Annotated in this window: 17 protein-coding genes and 1 riboswitch; of the genes, 10 read left to right on the top strand and 7 right to left on the bottom strand. The window is 59.2% G+C overall.

Going from position 1 to position 16,556, the window contains the following annotated elements; genetic code table 11:
* Nucleotides 1–3: 3 nt before the first annotated feature.
* On the bottom strand, nucleotides 4–1,440 hold the full coding sequence (locus tag VL130_RS02210; RefSeq protein WP_325360675.1) for an efflux transporter outer membrane subunit: 1,437 nt from the start codon (nucleotides 1,438–1,440) through the stop codon (nucleotides 4–6).
* A 128-nt stretch (nucleotides 1,441–1,568) separates the two neighbouring features.
* On the opposite strand from VL130_RS02210, the gene VL130_RS02205 reads away from it, so the two are divergent.
* The gene (locus VL130_RS02205) at nucleotides 1,569–2,222 is read left to right on the top strand and encodes a TetR/AcrR family transcriptional regulator (protein WP_325360672.1); all 654 of its coding nucleotides are present in this window, start codon (nucleotides 1,569–1,571) and stop codon (nucleotides 2,220–2,222) included.
* Here VL130_RS02205 and VL130_RS02200 read toward each other — a convergent pair.
* Nucleotides 2,219–3,766, bottom strand: a complete 1,548-nt coding sequence (locus VL130_RS02200; protein ID WP_325360670.1) for an amino acid ABC transporter ATP-binding/permease protein — start codon at nucleotides 3,764–3,766, stop codon at nucleotides 2,219–2,221. The genes VL130_RS02205 and VL130_RS02200 overlap by 4 nt on opposite strands.
* The gene (locus VL130_RS02195; RefSeq protein WP_325360667.1) at nucleotides 3,763–5,313 is read right to left on the bottom strand and encodes an ABC transporter ATP-binding protein/permease; all 1,551 of its coding nucleotides are present in this window, start codon (nucleotides 5,311–5,313) and stop codon (nucleotides 3,763–3,765) included. The genes VL130_RS02200 and VL130_RS02195 overlap by 4 nt, the downstream gene beginning before the upstream one ends.
* A gap of 234 nt (nucleotides 5,314–5,547) precedes the next feature.
* Here VL130_RS02195 and VL130_RS02190 point away from each other — a divergent pair, with 234 nt between their 5' ends.
* Genes VL130_RS02190 through cydX form a run of 3 tightly spaced genes read left to right on the top strand, consistent with a single transcriptional unit; the run spans nucleotide 5,548 to nucleotide 8,499 of the window.
* On the top strand, nucleotides 5,548–7,140 hold the full coding sequence (locus VL130_RS02190; protein WP_325360663.1) for a cytochrome ubiquinol oxidase subunit I: 1,593 nt from the start codon (nucleotides 5,548–5,550) through the stop codon (nucleotides 7,138–7,140).
* A 12-nt stretch (nucleotides 7,141–7,152) separates the two neighbouring features.
* Entirely contained in the window at nucleotides 7,153–8,313 is a 1,161-nt protein-coding gene (gene cydB / locus VL130_RS02185; protein ID WP_325360661.1) for a cytochrome d ubiquinol oxidase subunit II, read from the top strand.
* A gap of 51 nt (nucleotides 8,314–8,364) precedes the next feature.
* The gene (gene cydX / locus VL130_RS02180; protein ID WP_325360659.1) at nucleotides 8,365–8,499 is read left to right on the top strand and encodes a cytochrome bd-I oxidase subunit CydX; all 135 of its coding nucleotides are present in this window, start codon (nucleotides 8,365–8,367) and stop codon (nucleotides 8,497–8,499) included.
* 77 nt (nucleotides 8,500–8,576) lie between these two features.
* Here the strand turns inward: cydX and VL130_RS02175 are convergent, their stop codons facing one another.
* Nucleotides 8,577–9,752: an SDR family NAD(P)-dependent oxidoreductase gene (locus tag VL130_RS02175; RefSeq protein WP_325360657.1), complete on the bottom strand. Its 1,176-nt coding sequence runs from the start codon at nucleotides 9,750–9,752 to the stop codon at nucleotides 8,577–8,579.
* A gap of 129 nt (nucleotides 9,753–9,881) precedes the next feature.
* Between VL130_RS02175 and VL130_RS02170 the strand changes: the two genes are divergently transcribed.
* Genes VL130_RS02170 through moaC form a run of 3 tightly spaced genes read left to right on the top strand, consistent with a single transcriptional unit; the run spans nucleotide 9,882 to nucleotide 11,057 of the window.
* Nucleotides 9,882–10,112, top strand: a complete 231-nt coding sequence (locus VL130_RS02170; protein ID WP_325360654.1) for a MoaD/ThiS family protein — start codon at nucleotides 9,882–9,884, stop codon at nucleotides 10,110–10,112.
* Between the two features lies 1 nt (nucleotide 10,113).
* On the top strand, nucleotides 10,114–10,578 hold the full coding sequence (locus tag VL130_RS02165; protein ID WP_325360652.1) for a molybdenum cofactor biosynthesis protein MoaE: 465 nt from the start codon (nucleotides 10,114–10,116) through the stop codon (nucleotides 10,576–10,578).
* Entirely contained in the window at nucleotides 10,575–11,057 is a 483-nt protein-coding gene (moaC, locus tag VL130_RS02160) for a cyclic pyranopterin monophosphate synthase MoaC (RefSeq protein ID WP_325360649.1), read from the top strand. Before VL130_RS02165 ends, moaC begins: the two co-directional genes overlap by 4 nt.
* A gap of 110 nt (nucleotides 11,058–11,167) precedes the next feature.
* Here moaC and VL130_RS02155 read toward each other — a convergent pair whose 3' ends face one another.
* The gene (locus VL130_RS02155; protein ID WP_325360647.1) at nucleotides 11,168–13,033 is read right to left on the bottom strand and encodes a TonB-dependent receptor plug domain-containing protein; all 1,866 of its coding nucleotides are present in this window, start codon (nucleotides 13,031–13,033) and stop codon (nucleotides 11,168–11,170) included.
* Nucleotides 13,034–13,153: 120 nt separating this feature from the next.
* Nucleotides 13,154–13,342, bottom strand: a riboswitch (cobalamin riboswitch).
* Nucleotides 13,343–13,387: 45 nt separating this feature from the next.
* Nucleotides 13,388–13,678, bottom strand: a complete 291-nt coding sequence (locus VL130_RS02150; RefSeq protein WP_325360644.1) for a BolA family protein — start codon at nucleotides 13,676–13,678, stop codon at nucleotides 13,388–13,390.
* A gap of 68 nt (nucleotides 13,679–13,746) precedes the next feature.
* Here VL130_RS02150 and VL130_RS02145 point away from each other — a divergent pair, with 68 nt between their 5' ends.
* A complete protein-coding gene (locus VL130_RS02145; RefSeq protein ID WP_325360642.1) occupies nucleotides 13,747–14,409 on the top strand; it encodes a J domain-containing protein in 663 nt (220 codons plus the stop codon).
* 158 nt (nucleotides 14,410–14,567) lie between these two features.
* On the opposite strand, the gene VL130_RS02140 is transcribed toward VL130_RS02145, so the two are convergent.
* A complete protein-coding gene (locus VL130_RS02140; protein WP_325360640.1) occupies nucleotides 14,568–15,281 on the bottom strand; it encodes a GNAT family N-acetyltransferase in 714 nt (237 codons plus the stop codon).
* A gap of 73 nt (nucleotides 15,282–15,354) precedes the next feature.
* Here VL130_RS02140 and VL130_RS02135 point away from each other — a divergent pair, with 73 nt between their 5' ends.
* Both VL130_RS02135 and VL130_RS02130 read left to right on the top strand, forming a co-directional pair.
* The gene (locus VL130_RS02135) at nucleotides 15,355–15,801 is read left to right on the top strand and encodes a GFA family protein (RefSeq protein WP_325360638.1); all 447 of its coding nucleotides are present in this window, start codon (nucleotides 15,355–15,357) and stop codon (nucleotides 15,799–15,801) included.
* 101 nt (nucleotides 15,802–15,902) lie between these two features.
* Nucleotides 15,903–16,556 (top strand): AAA family ATPase (locus tag VL130_RS02130; protein ID WP_325360636.1); only part of this gene is annotated, 654 nt, incomplete at its 3' end.

The raw sequence follows: 16,556 nt of genomic DNA, 5'->3' as shown, positions 1-16,556 counted from the left end.
TTTCTAGTTGTTCACGGTGTATTGGCCGCCCAGGGACTTGATCAGGGCGATATCGAGGGTCATGGCGCGGCTGCGCAGATCAGCGACGGTACGGCGCTGGCTGATCAGGCTTTGCTCGGCCACCAGCAGCGAGGTGTAGTCGGACAGGCCGCCGTCATAGCGCAGTTTGCTGAGGCGATAGGATTCCTCATAAGCCGTCAGGGCCTGTTCGGAATTATCGAGCCTTGATTGCAGCGCCTTCTGGCTGGTCAGAGTATCTGCCACCTGCTGCATGGCTTCCAGCACATCCTGATTATAGGCCGCGATGGCCAGGGCATGTTCGGATTCGGCCGATTTGAGATTGGCCTTCAGCGCGCCGCCATCGAACAGCGGCAGGCTGAGGGCCGGACCGACCTGACCGATATCGGAGCCGGAGGAGAACAGCTTGTCGAGACCCAGGGACTGCAAGCCTATAAAGGCGGCGATATTGATATTGGGGTAGAAGGCGGCGTGGGCCTGCTTAATATGGGCCGACGCTGACTCAGCCCGCCAGCGCGCGGCGATGATATCCGGGCGGCGGCCGATCAGGTCGAGGTTGACCTGACTGGGCACGCTGCCGAAAGCCGCGTTGTTGAGCGCCAGTGCCGGGCGTTGCAGGCCGTTGGCGAAGTCGGGCGAGGCGCCGGTCAGCATGGCGATCAGGTGTTTGTTGAGGTCAATCTGCTCATCGAGCGCGGCCAGATCGGCCTTGGCGGCAAAGATACCGGCCTGGGCCTGGGCGTTCTGAGCGCCGTTGCTGACGCCGTTATTGAGCTTGTCCTGAACCAGCTTGGCGCTATCGCTACGGATTCCCACGGCGCGTTCGGCCAGGTCGCGTTCTTGATACAGGCGGTCGAGATCGATATAGGCGGTGGCGATGGCGGTCGAAAGCACCAGACGGGCCTGGGCGGCATCGGCGGCGGCGGCCTGGGCATTGGTGCTGGCTCTAGCGATGGCGGCGCGGTTTTTACCCCAGAAATCGAGTTCCCAGTTGAAGCTCAAGGTCGTCTGACCATAGTCCTTATAGCCTTCGGGCACAGCTTCCTTTGGGAAGAGGTAATTATAACTCTGCTTGCCTTCATAGGCCGTGGCGTCCAGCCCCACCTGGGGGCGATTCGCGGCGCGATACTGCGAAACGGCGGCCTGCGCCTGATTGAGGCGGGCCTCGGCCATAGCCAGCGATGGCGAATTGTCGAAAGCCTGTGTCATCAGGCGCTGCAATTGCGCATCGCCGAGGCCTTTCCACCAGCTCTGCTCGCTTATCGCATTGATGGGGTTGACCTTCTTGGCCTGACTAGGCTCTGATGCGAAAGGGGCGCTTTCCGGAATCGTGGTGCAGGCCGTCAAGACTGTGGTGGCCAGAAGGGCAGCGATAACAAGGCTGCGGCGCGGCGTTTGGGAGGAGGGCGTGTTATGTGTCATTGTAATAAGTCTCATAAGGGCGGACTCTTGAAACAACCGTACGGTATGGTCATTTATGCTGGACATATAGTCCGGCACGCTGTATCTGTCAACTGACCATACCGTACGGTTTAGGAAATATTTTTGCGATGCAAAACGATAAAGTACAAGCGTTGAAAGCCTGCGAATCCAAAGGGCGCATGAGCGGCGAAGACCGCCGCGAAGCGATTCTTGACGTCGCCACCGAGATTTTTTTGTCGGAAGGCTATGCCAGTGCGTCGATGTCGACGATCGCGGCGAAGCTGGGTGGCTCCAAGGGCACGCTCTACAATTACTTCAAGAGCAAGGAAGACCTGTTCGCGGCTTATGTTCAGCGCAGTTGCGTCTTTCACCGGGGTGAGATCACCGACCTGCTGCTGGACGAAGGTGACGCCCGTACCGTGATGACGGCCTTCGCCAAGGGGTATGTCCGTGCTTTCACCGCCGAACCGGCCTTGCAGAACTGGCGCGTCATTTCCGCTGAAAGCCACAAATCGCCTGAAATTGGACGGCTGTTTTATGAAAGCGGTCCGCTGGCCGGCGCGCGTATCCTGGGCGGCTATATCGAAAAGGCCGTGGCGCGTGGTGAACTGGTTGTTCCCGATGTGAAAGTGGCGGCTCACCATTTCACGTCGCTTATTCACGGGCGCATGATCAAGGCGCGCCTGCTTAATTATATGCCGGCACCGAGCGACGAAGAAATCGCCGCCGAGGTTGACGCCGCTATGTTCGTTTTCTTCGCGGCTTACGGCGCGAAGACTTAAACCGTAAGGACCTGGCCGGCCAGTCGGCGTGGCCCCTCGTGGTGACTGATCAGGATCAGTCCCTGCTGCTTGTCGATCAGGTGCTGCGACAGGTTTTCCACCACCTGCGCTTCGGCGGTGAGATCGAGGCCCTCGGTCGGTTCGTCGAGGACGAGGATTGGCGCATCACGCAGCAGGCTGCGGGCCAAGGCCAGACGTTTACGCTCGCCGCCGGAAAGCGTGATGCCGCCATCACCGATCCAGGTATTCAGGCCTTTTGGCAGCGCTATGATGCGCGCTTTCAGGCAGGCTTTATCGAGCGCTTCCAGCATGACATTATCCTGATCGGCGCGGGGCATCGCCTTTAAGGCAGCGTCGCTTATCGCCATCAGGAGGTTTTCGCGGATCGTGCCGGTCAGCAGGGCCGCATCCTGCGGGCAGAGCGAAAAGCGTCTCCGATCACCCGCCGATTCCCTCAATCCCATCAGGGTTTCGATCAGCCGGGTCTTGCCGCTGCCGGAGGGGCCGTCGATACGCAGGCGCAGGGATGAGTGGAGCGCGATGGTCTCGCCTTTAAAGGTGAAGGCCGGCTCGGCATGGCCGAGTGAAGAGACCTGCGGCTGGTCGTGGATTTCCGCCACGCGTGTGCGAGCCTGATCGAAGCCGGCCTTCTGGCTCATGGCCCGTGTCAGGATGGTCACCGATTCAAAGCCCATGCTGCCGGCCAGCAACGCCAGCGCCATATGCGCCAGCGGCTGGCTGAGGCTGGCCACGGCGATTCCGGCCAGGCAAACGCCGGTCAGGGCGGTGGTGACGGCGGTGCTCAGCGCTTCCTTGCCGATGACCTGCGTTTTGGCCGCGAAAAGCCGGGCTTCCAGTGTTTGCAATTCTTCCATTAAGGGGCTGCGCAGGTCGTAGGCGCGGATATCAGGCAGCAAGGCCATCAGCGAAAAGAAGCGCGTTTTCAGGGCGCCGATGGCGGCGGATTCGGAAACATCATCTACCGGACGGCGGTGGATATAAAGACCGGCCGACAAGGCGCCGGCCATGAAAACCAGCAAAACGAACGCCGCCCACGGAGCTGCCAGGACGGTCAGCAACAGCGCCGTGACCATGCCTGCCCCGCCGGCCCACGGTGCGCTACGCATGACCAGCGCGTTTTCCAGCGTCGTAACGTCCTGTATGAACCGGCTGGAGGTCTCGCCCCGGCTGAGTTGCAGGGTCTTTTGCGGTTCGGCATTGATTACGCGTTCCAACAGGGCCGGGCGCAATTCCGCCATCGCCCGAAGCGCCGCCGAATGGCCGGTATAGCGCTCGCCATAGCGCAGAACGGTGCGCGCGATGGCGAAGAAACGGATCGCCGCGCTGGGGAGCAGATAGTTGAAACCCTGCGCGGCCATCACCCCGGCCGCGCCCGCTACCGCCGCACCCGTTAGGAACCAGCCGGAAATCCCCAGTAGCATGACAGCGGAAACGCTGACCCCGGCGGCGAAAATTGCCGTCAGGAACAGGCGCGTCCCGTAGGTTTTCAATAGATTTTTGAAGAACGTATCGAAGGTCTTCATGACAGTTCCACCACCTGATCGGCCAAGGCGCACAGCCGGGACGAATGGCTGGAGAGGATCACTGTCCGGCCCTTGAACAGCGCCGGCAGTTGTGCGATCAGATCGGCTTCGGCCTGCGCGTCGAGATCGGCGGTCGGTTCATCGAGCAACAGGACCGGCGCATTTTTCAGCCAGGCACGCGCCAGGCCGATCTTGCGTCGCTCGCCGCCGGACAGGCCGGAGCCGCGTTCATTTAATTTATCCGTGCGGGCTTCGGCTACGGCGGCGAGGCCGAACAGCTTGATCGCCTGCCGGATCTGATCATCTCTGGCCGCGCGGTTGGCGATCCGGAGATTATCCGCGAGGCTGCCGGTCAGGATTGGCGGGCTTTGCGATACCCAGGCGATGCTTTCGCCGATATCGGTCAGGGGCAGGCCATCGATCCGCATCTCGCCGGAGGCTAAATGTCCCGGGCCCAGCAATAGCCGCAGCAGGGTGGTTTTCCCTGATCCGGTCGGACCTTTCAGGGCGATCACCTGTCCTGGCGCGGCGGTGAAACTGACCGGTCCGATACGGAAGCCGGGATCGTCGGCAAAGCCGCAGACCACCTCAGTGTAGGTAATTTCCGGCGCGGCGGTCAGGCGCGCGGCGGGCGTACTTTCCGGCAGGATGTCTATTTCCATCAGCCTTTGCGTGGCCGCCATGGCGGTCTGCTGGTCATGATAGGCGGCAGCTAACCGGCGCATCGGCGCATAGACCTCCGGCGCAAGCGCGAGCACAAAAAAAGCGGTGGCGAAGGTCAGGGTTTCCGGCACTTCGAACGGCAATTCGCCCAGCAGATAGAATCCGCAATAGATGGCGATCAGGGCAACACTCAGTGCGCTGAAGAATTCCAGCACCGCAGAGGTGACAAAAGCGATCTTCAGTACACTGAGTGTACGCTCGGCAACCTCATTTGCGGCGCGACCTACATGATGCACCTGTCGCGGTCCGGCATCAAAGCTCAGGATCAGCGGCAAAGCCCTGATGCGATCAACGAACAGGTTTGACAGGCGCGACAGGGCATCCAGTTGCCGTTTCGATTCCTCAGCGCTCGTCAGGCCGAGAATAGCCATCAATGCGACAAACGGCAGCAGGGTCAGAAGCAAAATACCGGCGCTGACGGGGCTGGCCATGGCCATCAGGGCTATGAAGACCAAAGGTAAAATACGCGCCTGGAAGTCACATTGACGAAAACGGGCATAGTAACCTTCGAGCGCTTCCGTATCCTCGAACAGGGCGTTCAGCCGGCCCTGGTGACGGGGGGAATCGATTCGACCATCGAGCGCCCTGGCCATGAGATCAAGCCTGAGGTGTGAGATGATCCTTCGTGCCGATTGCATGGAAAGCTTTTGATTTAACAAGCCTAATACCGCCCGGCAGGCCAGCGAGACCACTGTAACGGTGAGTGGCAAGACAAGGCGGCTGAAGCTTTGCGGCCCGCCGAACAGATCGCTGACCATATGGGACAAGCCCCAGGCGAAACCGATAATGCACAGGCCTTCCAGCAAACCTGTCACATGTATCACGCGCAAGGCTTTAGCATCTGTCTTCGCCCAGGCGCGCAATTGAGTTCGCAATGTCTTTGCGGATGGTGCGGCGTCAGGGTGCGACGATTTGGATATTGTGCGGCGCAAGATTAAGCCTTAAAGTTTATATGGGTTTAGCATTGCTCTTTCCCTTTGAGGTTGAGAAAAGGCATTGCTAAGGGCTGATTTTAGGCGTTTCCTCACCGGGAACGCGAACTTAACCGGGGAAGTCTGATGGACCTCAGTACCGTAGAACTCTCAAGGCTGCAATTCGCCTTGACTGCCATGTACCATTTTCTGTTTGTGCCGCTGACCTTGGGTCTCAGCTTCATGCTGGTGATCATGGAAAGCGTTTATGTCCTTACGAGGCAAGAGGTCTGGCGTACGATCACGCGCTTCTGGGGCACATTGTTCGCCATCAATTTCGTGCTGGGTGTGGCAACAGGTCTCACCATGGAGTTCGAGTTCGGTATGAACTGGTCCTATTATTCGCACTATGTCGGCGACATATTCGGCGCGCCGCTGGCGATCGAAGGATTGATGGCCTTCTTCCTGGAAGCAACCTTCGTCGGCCTGATGTTCTTTGGGTGGGAAAAGCTGTCGAAGCCCGTTCACCTGCTTGTCACCTTCCTGGTAGCTCTTGGCACCAACCTGTCAGCGCTGTGGATTTTGATTGCCAATGGCTGGATGCAGCATCCGATCGGCGCGGAATTTAATCCGGCGACCATGCGCATGGAAGTGACAGACTTTATTGCGGTCGTCTTCAATCCGGTGGCCCAGGCGAAGTTCGTTCATACGGTCAGTGCGGGCTATGTGCTGGCGGCGGTTTTCGTCATGGGCATTTCGGCCATCTATCTGTGGAACGACAAGTGGACCAGCATCGCCAAGCGCTCCATGGCGGTGGCCGCAGCCTTCGGTCTGGCGTCGTCGCTGTCGGTCGTCGTGCTCGGTGATGAATCCGGTTATGCCCTGACCGATAACCAGAAGATGAAACTGGCTGCGCTGGAATCAATGTGGCACACCGAAAAGGCGCCCGCCGGCATCTCGGTATTCGGCATTCCGAACGTGAAAGAGCAGCGCACCGATTTTGACATCAAGATTCCCTATGTGCTGGGCCTGATCGCCACCCGCAGTGTCGATACGCCGGTCATCGGTATCCTCGACCTGACCGACAAGGCCGAGGTGCGCATCCGATCCGGCATTATCGCCTATGATGGTGTCCAAAAGCTGAAATCCAATCCGGACGATATGGACTCCCGCGCGCTTTTCGAGGCGCACAAGGCAGACCTTGGCTATGCTCTGCTGCTCAAGAAGTATGTGCCAGATCCGCGCATGGCGACCAATGAAATGATCGTCCAGGCCTCGCTCGATACCATTCCCAATGTGCCGGTGATGTTCTGGAGTTTCCGCGTTATGGCCGGTTTAGGCTTTGCCTTTATCGCGCTGTTCGCCATCGCCTTCCTGATGGTGACACTAGGAAAACACAATAATCGCCTGTTTCTGCTGGCCTGTATCATTGCCATACCCTTCCCGTGGATCGCCATCGAAGCGGGCTGGGTTCTGGCGGAGATCGGCCGGCAACCCTGGGCGGTGGATGGCGTGCTCCCGACCTTCATGGGCGCGTCCAGTCTGACGAAATCGCAAATCTGGCTGACGATTGTTGGCTTCACCCTGGCCTATGCGGTTCTCGCCGTCATTGAAGTCAAGCTGATGATCCACACAATCAAAAAAGGACCGTATGAGGCCAAACTCGGCCGTATGCACCACGACCCCGAAGTCAGCCCCACAGACGATCCCTCGCTGCCCGTAATCGGTCCGGCTGAGTAAGGAGATACATAAATGGAACTTCCTTTAGACTATCCGACCCTCAGGGTCATCTGGTGGGGCCTTGTCGGCGTGGTGCTGATCGGTTTCGCCATCATGGACGGCTTTGACATGGGCGTAGCGGCCCTGCTGCCCTTCGTGGCGAAGACCGACTCCGAACGCCGTGCCGTTATCAATACGGTCGGCGCCACCTGGGAAGGAAATCAGGTGTGGTTTATCGTCGGTGGGGCGGGGCTATTCGCCGCCTGGCCGCTGGTCTATGGCGCCAGTTTTTCCGGCTTTTATCTCGCCATGTTTCTGGTTCTGATGGCGCTGATCCTGCGGCCGGTCGGCTTCAAGTATCGCTCTAAACGGCCAGGAAAAGCATGGCGGCGCAATTGGGACTGGGCACTGTTTATCGGTGGGTTCGTGCCAGCCCTGGTCTTCGGTGTTGCTATCGGTAATGTGCTGCAAGGTGCACCGTTCAGTCATGACGACGACCTGCGTGTCACCTATCATGATCAGTTCCTGGGTGGCTTGCTGGGTCTGTTTTCGCCCTTCACTATCCTGTGCGGCCTGACTTCGGTCGCCATGCTGGTATTGCAAGGCTCGACATGGCTCGGCCTCAAGCTGGAAAAAGGCGTGGTGCGTGACCGCGCGCTGCGGTTCGGGCTGTTCGCCGCCCTTGGCGTCATAGCCCTGTTCGCCGCCGGTTATATCTTTGTACGCTTTTCAGGGCTTGGCTACAGCGTTGTCGGTGCTGTGTCTGCCGACGGGCCTTCAAACCCGACACGCGCCGAAGTTGTCCGGCAGGCCGGTGGTTGGCTGACCAACTTCGCCAGGCATCCGTGGATGTGGGCGGCGCCTGTGCTGGGCTTTGCCGGGCCTTTGATTGCCCTGGCCGGACAGCGCCTGCGCATCGACTGGCTGGCCTTTATCGGTTCGTCACTGGCGGCCACGGGTATTATCGCTACGGTCGGGTGCTCGATGTTCCCGATCATCCTGCCGAGTTCGGTGGATGCTCATTCCAGCCTGCTGGTCTGGACGGCTTCCAGCTCACACCTGACCCTGTTCATCATGTTGCTGGTGGTGGCGGTCTTTCTGCCGATCGTGCTGCTGTATACCTCCTGGGTCTACAAGGTGCTCTTCGGCCGTGTCAGCACCGAACAGCTCAAGACCAATCCAGATCTGTATTAATCAAAAGCCTGGGGAGGCGCGCCTCCCCAACCCCCTCATAAGGAGCCGCGCATGTGGTATTTTTCATGGATTCTGGGCGTTGGTCTGGCCGTCGCCGCCGGCATTCTCAACGGCATCTGGTACGAGTTTCATACGACTGACGATCCGAACGCCGAAGACCCGTACTCAGACTCCAAAATTCACTGAATTTTGGCAAGCACAAGTGTGCCCGAGCCGTTGCGAGGAGAGCCTAGCGGCGCTTGAGCGGTAAAAAATCAACCTTGTTATTCCCGAAGAGAATTCACCAGGTTAAACACCATCGTTTTGGCTGGCGCGTCATGGCCCTCCTGCGCCAGCGCATAAAGCGTCTGCATCACCTCTTCGGCGACGGGCGCGACATGCACCTGATTGACCACTTCAAAGATGCCGGGCAGCACGAGCCGGCGCTCCTCATTGTCGTCCACCAGCGCTTCGGTGATCTTTTCGCCCTCACGCAGTCCGGTAAAGGTGATCTTGATGTCCTTATCGACGCGCAGGCCGTAAAGCTTGATCATCCGCGTCGCTAGGTCATGAATCTTCACCGGCCTACCCATCTCCAGGATATAGAGGCCGGAATGTTCCGGCGTGCCGGCATTGGTCATGGCGGCGGTCAGAACCAGTTGTACCGCCTCGAAGATGGTCATGAAATAGCGCTCGACATCGCGGTCGGTGAGGGTGATCGGCCCGCCGCGCTCGATCTGCGACTTGAACAAGGGCACCACCGAACCGGTCGATCCCAGCACATTGCCGAAGCGCACGACACAGGCCTGATGCGTGTCGGAAATCTGCGTGCGGATCAGGTGCTCGGCCAGACGCTTGGTGGCGCCCATCAGCGACGAAGGCGCTACGGCCTTGTCCGACGAGATCAGCACCAGTTGCTTGACACCGGCCGCCTTGGCGGCATCGATGACATATTGCGTGCCGAGCACGTTGGTCAGCACGCTTTCACTTGGATTAAGCTCGACCATCGGTACGTGCTTCAGCGCGGCGGCGTGGAAGATGACATCCGGCTTCTGCTGGGCCACTACGGCGGCGATTCGTTCCTTGCGGCGCACGCTGCACAGGAAGGGACGGGCGCGATCACCTGATCCGTTGTTGGGGAATTCGAGCTTGATGGCCCGGTCGATTTCATACAGCGCCAGTTCGGAGTGATCGATCAGGCTGACGTGCTCAGCGCCAAGCGCCAGCACCTGCTTGCAGATTTCCGAGCCGATCGAACCGCCGGCGCCGGTTACCAGTACACGCTTACCGGTATAGAAGTTTTTCAGGCCGTCGGTATCGAGTTGCACCTGCGGGCGATGCAGCAACACCTTGAAAGAGGCCGGATCGCTGGGATCGGGCAGGGGGAGGGAGCCGTTTTTCTTGCCGAAGGAAGCCAGGCGCGCCAGAAAGCGAAGCAGTCGATAGTTGGACAGACTCATAGGTATTCCGGCGGGCTGGCGATAATAGGAGAGCGTATTGAGCGTGTTATGGCTCTTTTAGCAAGGGTGAAGCGTCCGTGTGGCGCTATTTTTTGCAACCGGACGCCATCAATGGTGTAAAGACAGGATATGATCGATATTCTTTTTTTCGGCCGCGTGGCGGACATGCAGGGAAAGCGGCGTCTGGCGATGACTTTCCCGGAAGAGGGCTTGAGTCTGTTTGCGCTGCGCCTGCGGCTTTTTAACGGCGAAGCCGATGAGCGAATGCGCATGAGCGTCAATCAGGTGATGGTGACGGCCGACCAGCCGCTGCATGATGGCGATGAGGTGGCTTTCTTTTCTGTGTTTTCAGGAGGCTGAAATGGTGGAAATGGCTGTCCGTCTTTTGCCGGCGGGATTTGATCCGGCGGCGGTTCATGGCGATTTTCTGGCGCGGTTCGGGGCGCTCGGTGCGGTTATGGCCTTTACCGGCGTGGTGCGGGAAACAGCAAAGGGCGCTGCGGTTGATTATCTGTACCTCGACTGGTATCCCGGCATGACCGAGGCGTCGATCCAGGGCATTGCCGACGCTGCGGTGGAGCGGTTCGATATCCAGGCCCTGTGCATTCATCATCGCTGCGGCGAGGTGCGGGCCGGCGAGCCGGTGGTTTTCGTGGCCGCGGCCAGCGCGCACCGCCGGGCGGCTTTTGAAGCGGTGGACTATATGATGGACCGGCTGAAATCCGAAGCGGCCCTGTGGAAGCGGGAAGTCGGGCCACAAACCGACCACTGGGTCGAACCGACCGGCAAGGACGCTGATGATCTCAAACGCTGGAGTGATAAATGAACGATCTTTCGCATCTCGATGAAACAGGCCGCGCCCGCATGGTTGATGTGTCCGACAAGGCGGTAACTGCGCGCGTGGCGACAGCGTGCGGGCGTCTGGTTTGCGCGGCGGAAACCGTGGCGCTGGTGCGTGAAAATAAGACGCCGAAGGGCGCGGTGATCTCGACCGCCGAACTGGCCGGCATCATGGCCGCCAAGCAGACCTCGAACCTCATTCCCCTCTGTCATCCGCTGGCCCTCAGCAAGGTGGCGGTGCGGATAGCGATCAATGACGACCTGCCGGGTTTCGATATCGAGGCCGAGGTGCGGACCACCGGCCAGACCGGCGTCGAGATGGAGGCCCTGACGGCGGCCAGCATCGCCGCCCTGACGCTTTATGACATGCTGAAAGCGGTCGATAAGGCCATGCGGATCGAGGGGATAGCGGTGGTCGCCAAGAGTGGCGGCAAATCGGACTGGCTCCAAACGTCGAATGCATAAAAAAGCGCGGAGGACCGAAATCCTCCGCGCAAAAGTCTATAGTCAATAATGACAATCTTCGAACGTGCCGCATTTAACAAAAATGCTGCGCCGCAAAAAGAGTTGACGGTTTAAAAGAGTTTAGCGTGGATTCCGAGCCACACCCGGCGGCCCGTCTGGCCATAATCGCCGGCGGTCTGGTAGCTGGTGTCTCCGGCGTTTTCGATGCGGCCGTAGAGACTGAGGCGGTCGTTCAGCGCATAGTCGGCGCGCAGATCGGCTAGGTCATAGGCTTTCAGCATCCCGGTAAAGGCCGTATCGAGGCCCTCACCGACATGGCGCAAACCGAGACCAAGATTGAGCTTCGTTGTGGCGGCATAGGTCAGGTCGAGGCTGCCCATCTGGTCCGGACGGCGCGGCAGCAGACCACCGAAGCCGTCACGGGCGTGGAGGAAGCTGAAATTACCACGCAGATGTAAGGACTCGGTCAGGTCCTTGGACAGTTCCAGTTCGACGCCACGCGTTTCAGTGCGACCGATATTGCCATAGCAGCCATAAGGCTGATCGGATCGGCAGCCGTCATAGACAAAGTCGATCTGATCGCGCACCGAGCGGGTGAACAGGCTGACGCTGAACACACCACCATCGAAGCCGTAATCGATGCCGCCATCGAGCGTGATCGACTTTTCTTCGATCAGCGAATCCGTGCCATAATCGCTGTAAAGCTGGTAGAGGCTAGGCACCTTGACGCCCTGACCGGCGCTGGCATGGACGCGGAGGTGGTCGCCCAATGGCGCATTGACAGTGATTTGGGCGATATCATTGGCGCCAAAGGACGAGGCGTCATCATGACGGGCGCTCAAGGCAATATCCAGCGGTCCGAAATCATGCGTCACCTGACCGTAGACGCTCGAAAGCGTTGAGGCGGCCCTGAGCGGCACAGGATTCGGGTCGAAGCTTGACGGGTAGGCCACGCGCATTGTGTCGCGCTCGTAGCTCAGGCCACCCAGCAGGCGAGTGGTATCGCTCAGGCGGTAGTTGACGTGATAATCGGCCGCTTCGATATGACCATTGGCGACGAAGTTCGGCGTGTGATCCGGATTGTAATTGTCGCTGTTATTGTCTGTGACGCTGACCGACAAAACCTGCTCGCCTTTTGTGAAACGATGGGTCAGGGCGACAACCGACAGGGTGGTATCGTTCTTGCCGAAATCGCCGGTATCCATGAAGTTGTAAGGGGCGACAGAGTTATATCCGTCAAAATCGGTGCGGCTGTGGCTGGTTGTTGAGAAGGCCTGTGCGCTCAAGGCTTCGTTGAAATCGTAGCGCAGCTTGCCATTCAGCGTCGTCTGGGTGAAGCTGTCCTTTTCCGTGCCGCCGGCGAAGGTCGAAATGCCGCGGTCATTATAGGTACTGCCCGACAGACGCCAGGTCAGGCCAGCCAGTTTGCCGCCCATGCCGGCGCGGGCCGAACCATATTCGTCGAAGCCTTCCACGCGCAGATCGCCTTCGAGCGGCTCAGTTGGCGTGCGGGTGGTGATACTGACCACGCCGCCCATGGCGCCGGACCCCCACAGGGTCGACAAAGGGCCGCGGAGGACTTCGATGCGCGCGGCGTCATCGGTGCTGATGAGGCCGAAATTGGTGCCGCCGCCGACCTGTGACGGGTCATTCAGCCGCACACCATCCAGCATATAGAGGGTGTGATCGGAACCGGCGCCACGGATCGAGGCAGTGGTCGCAGAGCCGGGGCCGCCATTGCGAGCGATGCTTAGATCGGTGGTATGCGTCAACAGATCAGCGACGAACAGGGACTGGTAAGATTTGATATCGGTGTCGGTCAGGACATCGACGCTTTGGCCGACCTTGGAGACCGGCAGAGCTTCACGCGTAATGGTAACGATAATCTCTTGGGGGGCAATATCTTGCGCGTGAGCGAAGGCGGGCAGGGCCAGCAGGGCGGTGGAGAGGATAAGGGTGGTTTTGCGATTGCGCATAAGGGGCTTTCGGTCAGAAACGAAAGCCGTAAACGCGCATGACGAAGCCTGCGCCGGTTACGGCTCACAAGGTATCGTCTCTCGGAATCGATTCCGCTCGCGCTGCACTTCCCGGCCACGCAAAGGACGACAGCCAAGGCAGGTCTCCTGACTTGCGCCTCGAACGCGGGCGACGTCTTCCCGGTATTTTCCAGTGACGTGTGTCGCTCGCTCGGCGCTTACAGTTGCGGGGACAGTCTGGGTATCGCACCCAATTCCCTATTATCCTGCGGGTTTGACGCGCAGGCACCATTGGCACGCGGCGGAACTAGGGCGTTTATTGCAGCGCGTCAACCTTTAGACCGCAATTAGCTGTCAGTGCGGCTTTTGCGCCGCATATTCCGCCGGCGTCAGGGTTTGCAGGCTCAAGGCGTGAACCTGTCCGGCCAGATCCTCGGCCAAAGCAGTGTTTATCAGGCGCTGGCGGGCGACGCGGTTCAGGCCTTCAAAGCGTTCTGACACGATAAGTAAGGAAAAATGACTCTCGCCCCCTTCACGCGCGCCTTCATGTCCACTATGTTTGGCGCTATCGTCGTGAATGTCCAATTGCTGCGGGGCGAGGGCCTGATCGAGCTTCGATCTCAGGCGATCGGCTACGGTTCCCATATTCTGGCCTCACTTTACAGCTATACACGCTTCGCAATTTTTTAAGATCAAAGGATCACTGTCATCATATGACCGAAGGATTTAAGTTCAAGCCCAAATTCATGGATATGCGCATCCGTCCGCCGAAGGAAGGCGAGGAGCAGACGCGCAGGCCGGAAGATGATGTCTTGCATCTGAAACCGGGTGAAAAGCCGTGCGAATGGCCGGAATGCCATAAGGCCTCGACGGCGCGCGCGCCAAAATCGCGCGAAATGATGAATGAATACTATAACTTCTGCACCAATCACGCGGCAGAGTATAACAAGAACTGGAACTTCTTCGCCGGTATGAGCGAAGGTGAAGCCCGTCGTCACCGCGAAGCCATCATGACCGGTGACCGCCCGACCTGGGCGTTCCGCGCCTCACGCGTCAGCCGGGAAGCGGCGAATTTCGCGGTGAAGGGTACGACGTCCAAGACCTTCTTCGATCCGCACAGCGTCTTTGGCGCCGGCGCCGCGCCCCTGCGTGACAAGAGCGCACCAGCCGCGCGCCAATATGGCAAGATCGAACGCGCCGCCTTCGCCGACCTTGATCTCGAAGTCGGCGCCACGGCGGAGCAGATTCGTGTGCGCTACACCGAGATGCTCAAACGCTGCCACCCGGATAATAATGGCGGCGACCGTTCGGCCGAAGACAAGCTGCAAAGAGTCATCAAGGCTTACAAAGTCCTCAAAAAAATGTCCCTCGCCTAGTCGGTCCTTTTTCCCCGTGGACGTCGCAGTCGTCGCTTGCAGGTACTTAGTGTACCTGCGGCGCTAGCCGGCTAGCCACGAATAGAAATCCCTCGCCTATGCGGCCTTGCGGCTTTATTTTTCTCCTCCCCTGCAAGCGGAGGGGGGACTCTTACAAGCTACAAACTACTGAAAAACGGATCATCCGCAATATCGCCGCCAGGTTTGCGCAACAGATGAACGTGCAGCCGTCGGCGCAGAGAAAAGCCCAGGCTTTCATAAAGCCCGATAGCGGCTGTATTTTCCGGCAGAACATTCAGGAACGGCACGCGTCCGTCGGCCACAATGCGCTTGCCCAGGATCGAGGTCAGGCGGCGGGCATGACCGCGTCCCTGAAAATCCGGATGGACGCAGATGGCGCTGATCTCGGTAAAGTCCGCCGGCTTCATACGCTCCCCGGCCATTGCCGCCAGTCGCCCACCTTCGAATACGCCGATATAGCTGCCCATTTCGATGGTGCGCTTACCGAACGGACCCGGTTTCATCAGGGTGGTGAGTTCTATCATCTCATCGACATTTGCTGGCGTCAGAGATTCGGCGTCATCGGCCACATCGGCCGGTCGAAAATCATAGCCGGCCATTTGCAGGATGGGGAAATGAACCATCAGGTCCAGCCCCTCCGGCGCTGCCAGTTCTTCAGGTGACCATAATACGGCGGTTTCACCTTCCGCCATGCGATCGGCCAGAACCGGCAGGGCGTCGGGCGTCTCGATCGCGGCAAAGGGCGATATCTCCGCGGGATAGCGCCGCACGGGGCCATCACCGATGGCCAGATGCGCGTGACGGCTGGTGAGAGCCGACCAGGCAGGGTTGTCGAGTTCGGTCATTTTCATGAGAGGCCATCTAACAGAAAAGTCGTTCGCTTGCTGCCGGAATCTTGCGCTATAATTCGCTAAAGAGGTTCACATGAACACTATGCTGAAAGGCGGCTGCCAGTGTGGCGCCATCCGTTTTGAAGTGACCGGCCCCTTGCCGGATGCCTCCATCTGCCATTGCCGCATGTGTCAGAAGGCGTTTGGTAATGTCTTCGCGCCGCTGGTCTCGGTGCGCGGCACCGATTTTCGCTGGACGAAGGCGGAGCCGAAGCGTTTCACCTCATCCAACCTGGTCAATCGCGGCTTCTGCCCGGACTGCGGCACGCCGCTCACCTACGAAGCGCCGGACGGCATGGCGGTTTCCATCGGCGCCTTCGATCATCCGGAAGCGCTGGAGCCGCATATCCAGTATGGCATGGAAAGTCGTGTTGCCTGGCTCGATCATCTCGATGACTGGCCGGCACGCACGACAATGGAGGATATTGAGGCCGCCCCCTTCCTTGATAAGCTGGTCAGCCATCAATATCCGGATAAATGACAGGTAAAAACGTCGCAGGCAATGAATTGGGGGTTGTTTCGCAGGCGCTAAAGTCTTAGCTGAAACCTGCATATTTTCATCGTTGAAAGCCTGATTGCCATATGTCCGCCGAGCTTGAATATCCCGATCCCCTGTTGGCCCTCGCACCCGATAAAAAGGTCAATGTCCGTGACGTGTTCGGCATTGATATCGACATGCAGGTGCCGGCTTTTTCGCACCGCGACAGCCATGTGCCGGATATTGACGACGCCTACCGCTTCGATCCGCAGACGACGCAGGCGATCTGCGCCGGTTTCGCCTTCGATCGCCGCGTCATGGTGCAGGGTTTCCACGGCACCGGCAAATCGACCCATATCGAGCAGATCGCCGCGCGCCTGAACTGGCCGCTGGTCCGCGTCAATCTCGACAGCCATGTCAGCCGGATCGACCTGATCGGCAAGGACGCCATCGTGCTGAAGGACGGCCAGCAGGTCACCGAGTTCAAGGAAGGCATCCTGCCGTGGGCCATCCAGCGCCCGGTCGCCCTGGTGTTCGATGAGTATGACGCCGGCCGTCCGGACGTGATGTTCGTCATCCAGCGGGTGCTGGAATCCTCAGGCCGCCTGACCTTGCTGGACCAGAGCCGCGTCATCCGTCCGCATCCGGCCTTCCGCCTGTTCTCGACAGCCAACACGGTCGGTCTCGGCGATACCACCGGCCTTTACCATGGCACGCAGCAGATCAACCAGGCGCAGATGGACCGTTGGTCAATCGTC

Origin of the sequence: Asticcacaulis sp., assembly GCF_035497195.1 — a bacterium.
GTDB lineage: Bacteria > Pseudomonadota > Alphaproteobacteria > Caulobacterales > Caulobacteraceae > Asticcacaulis.
Note: the sequence above shows the minus strand (reverse complement) of the source record. Positions and strands in the feature narration are given on the sequence as shown.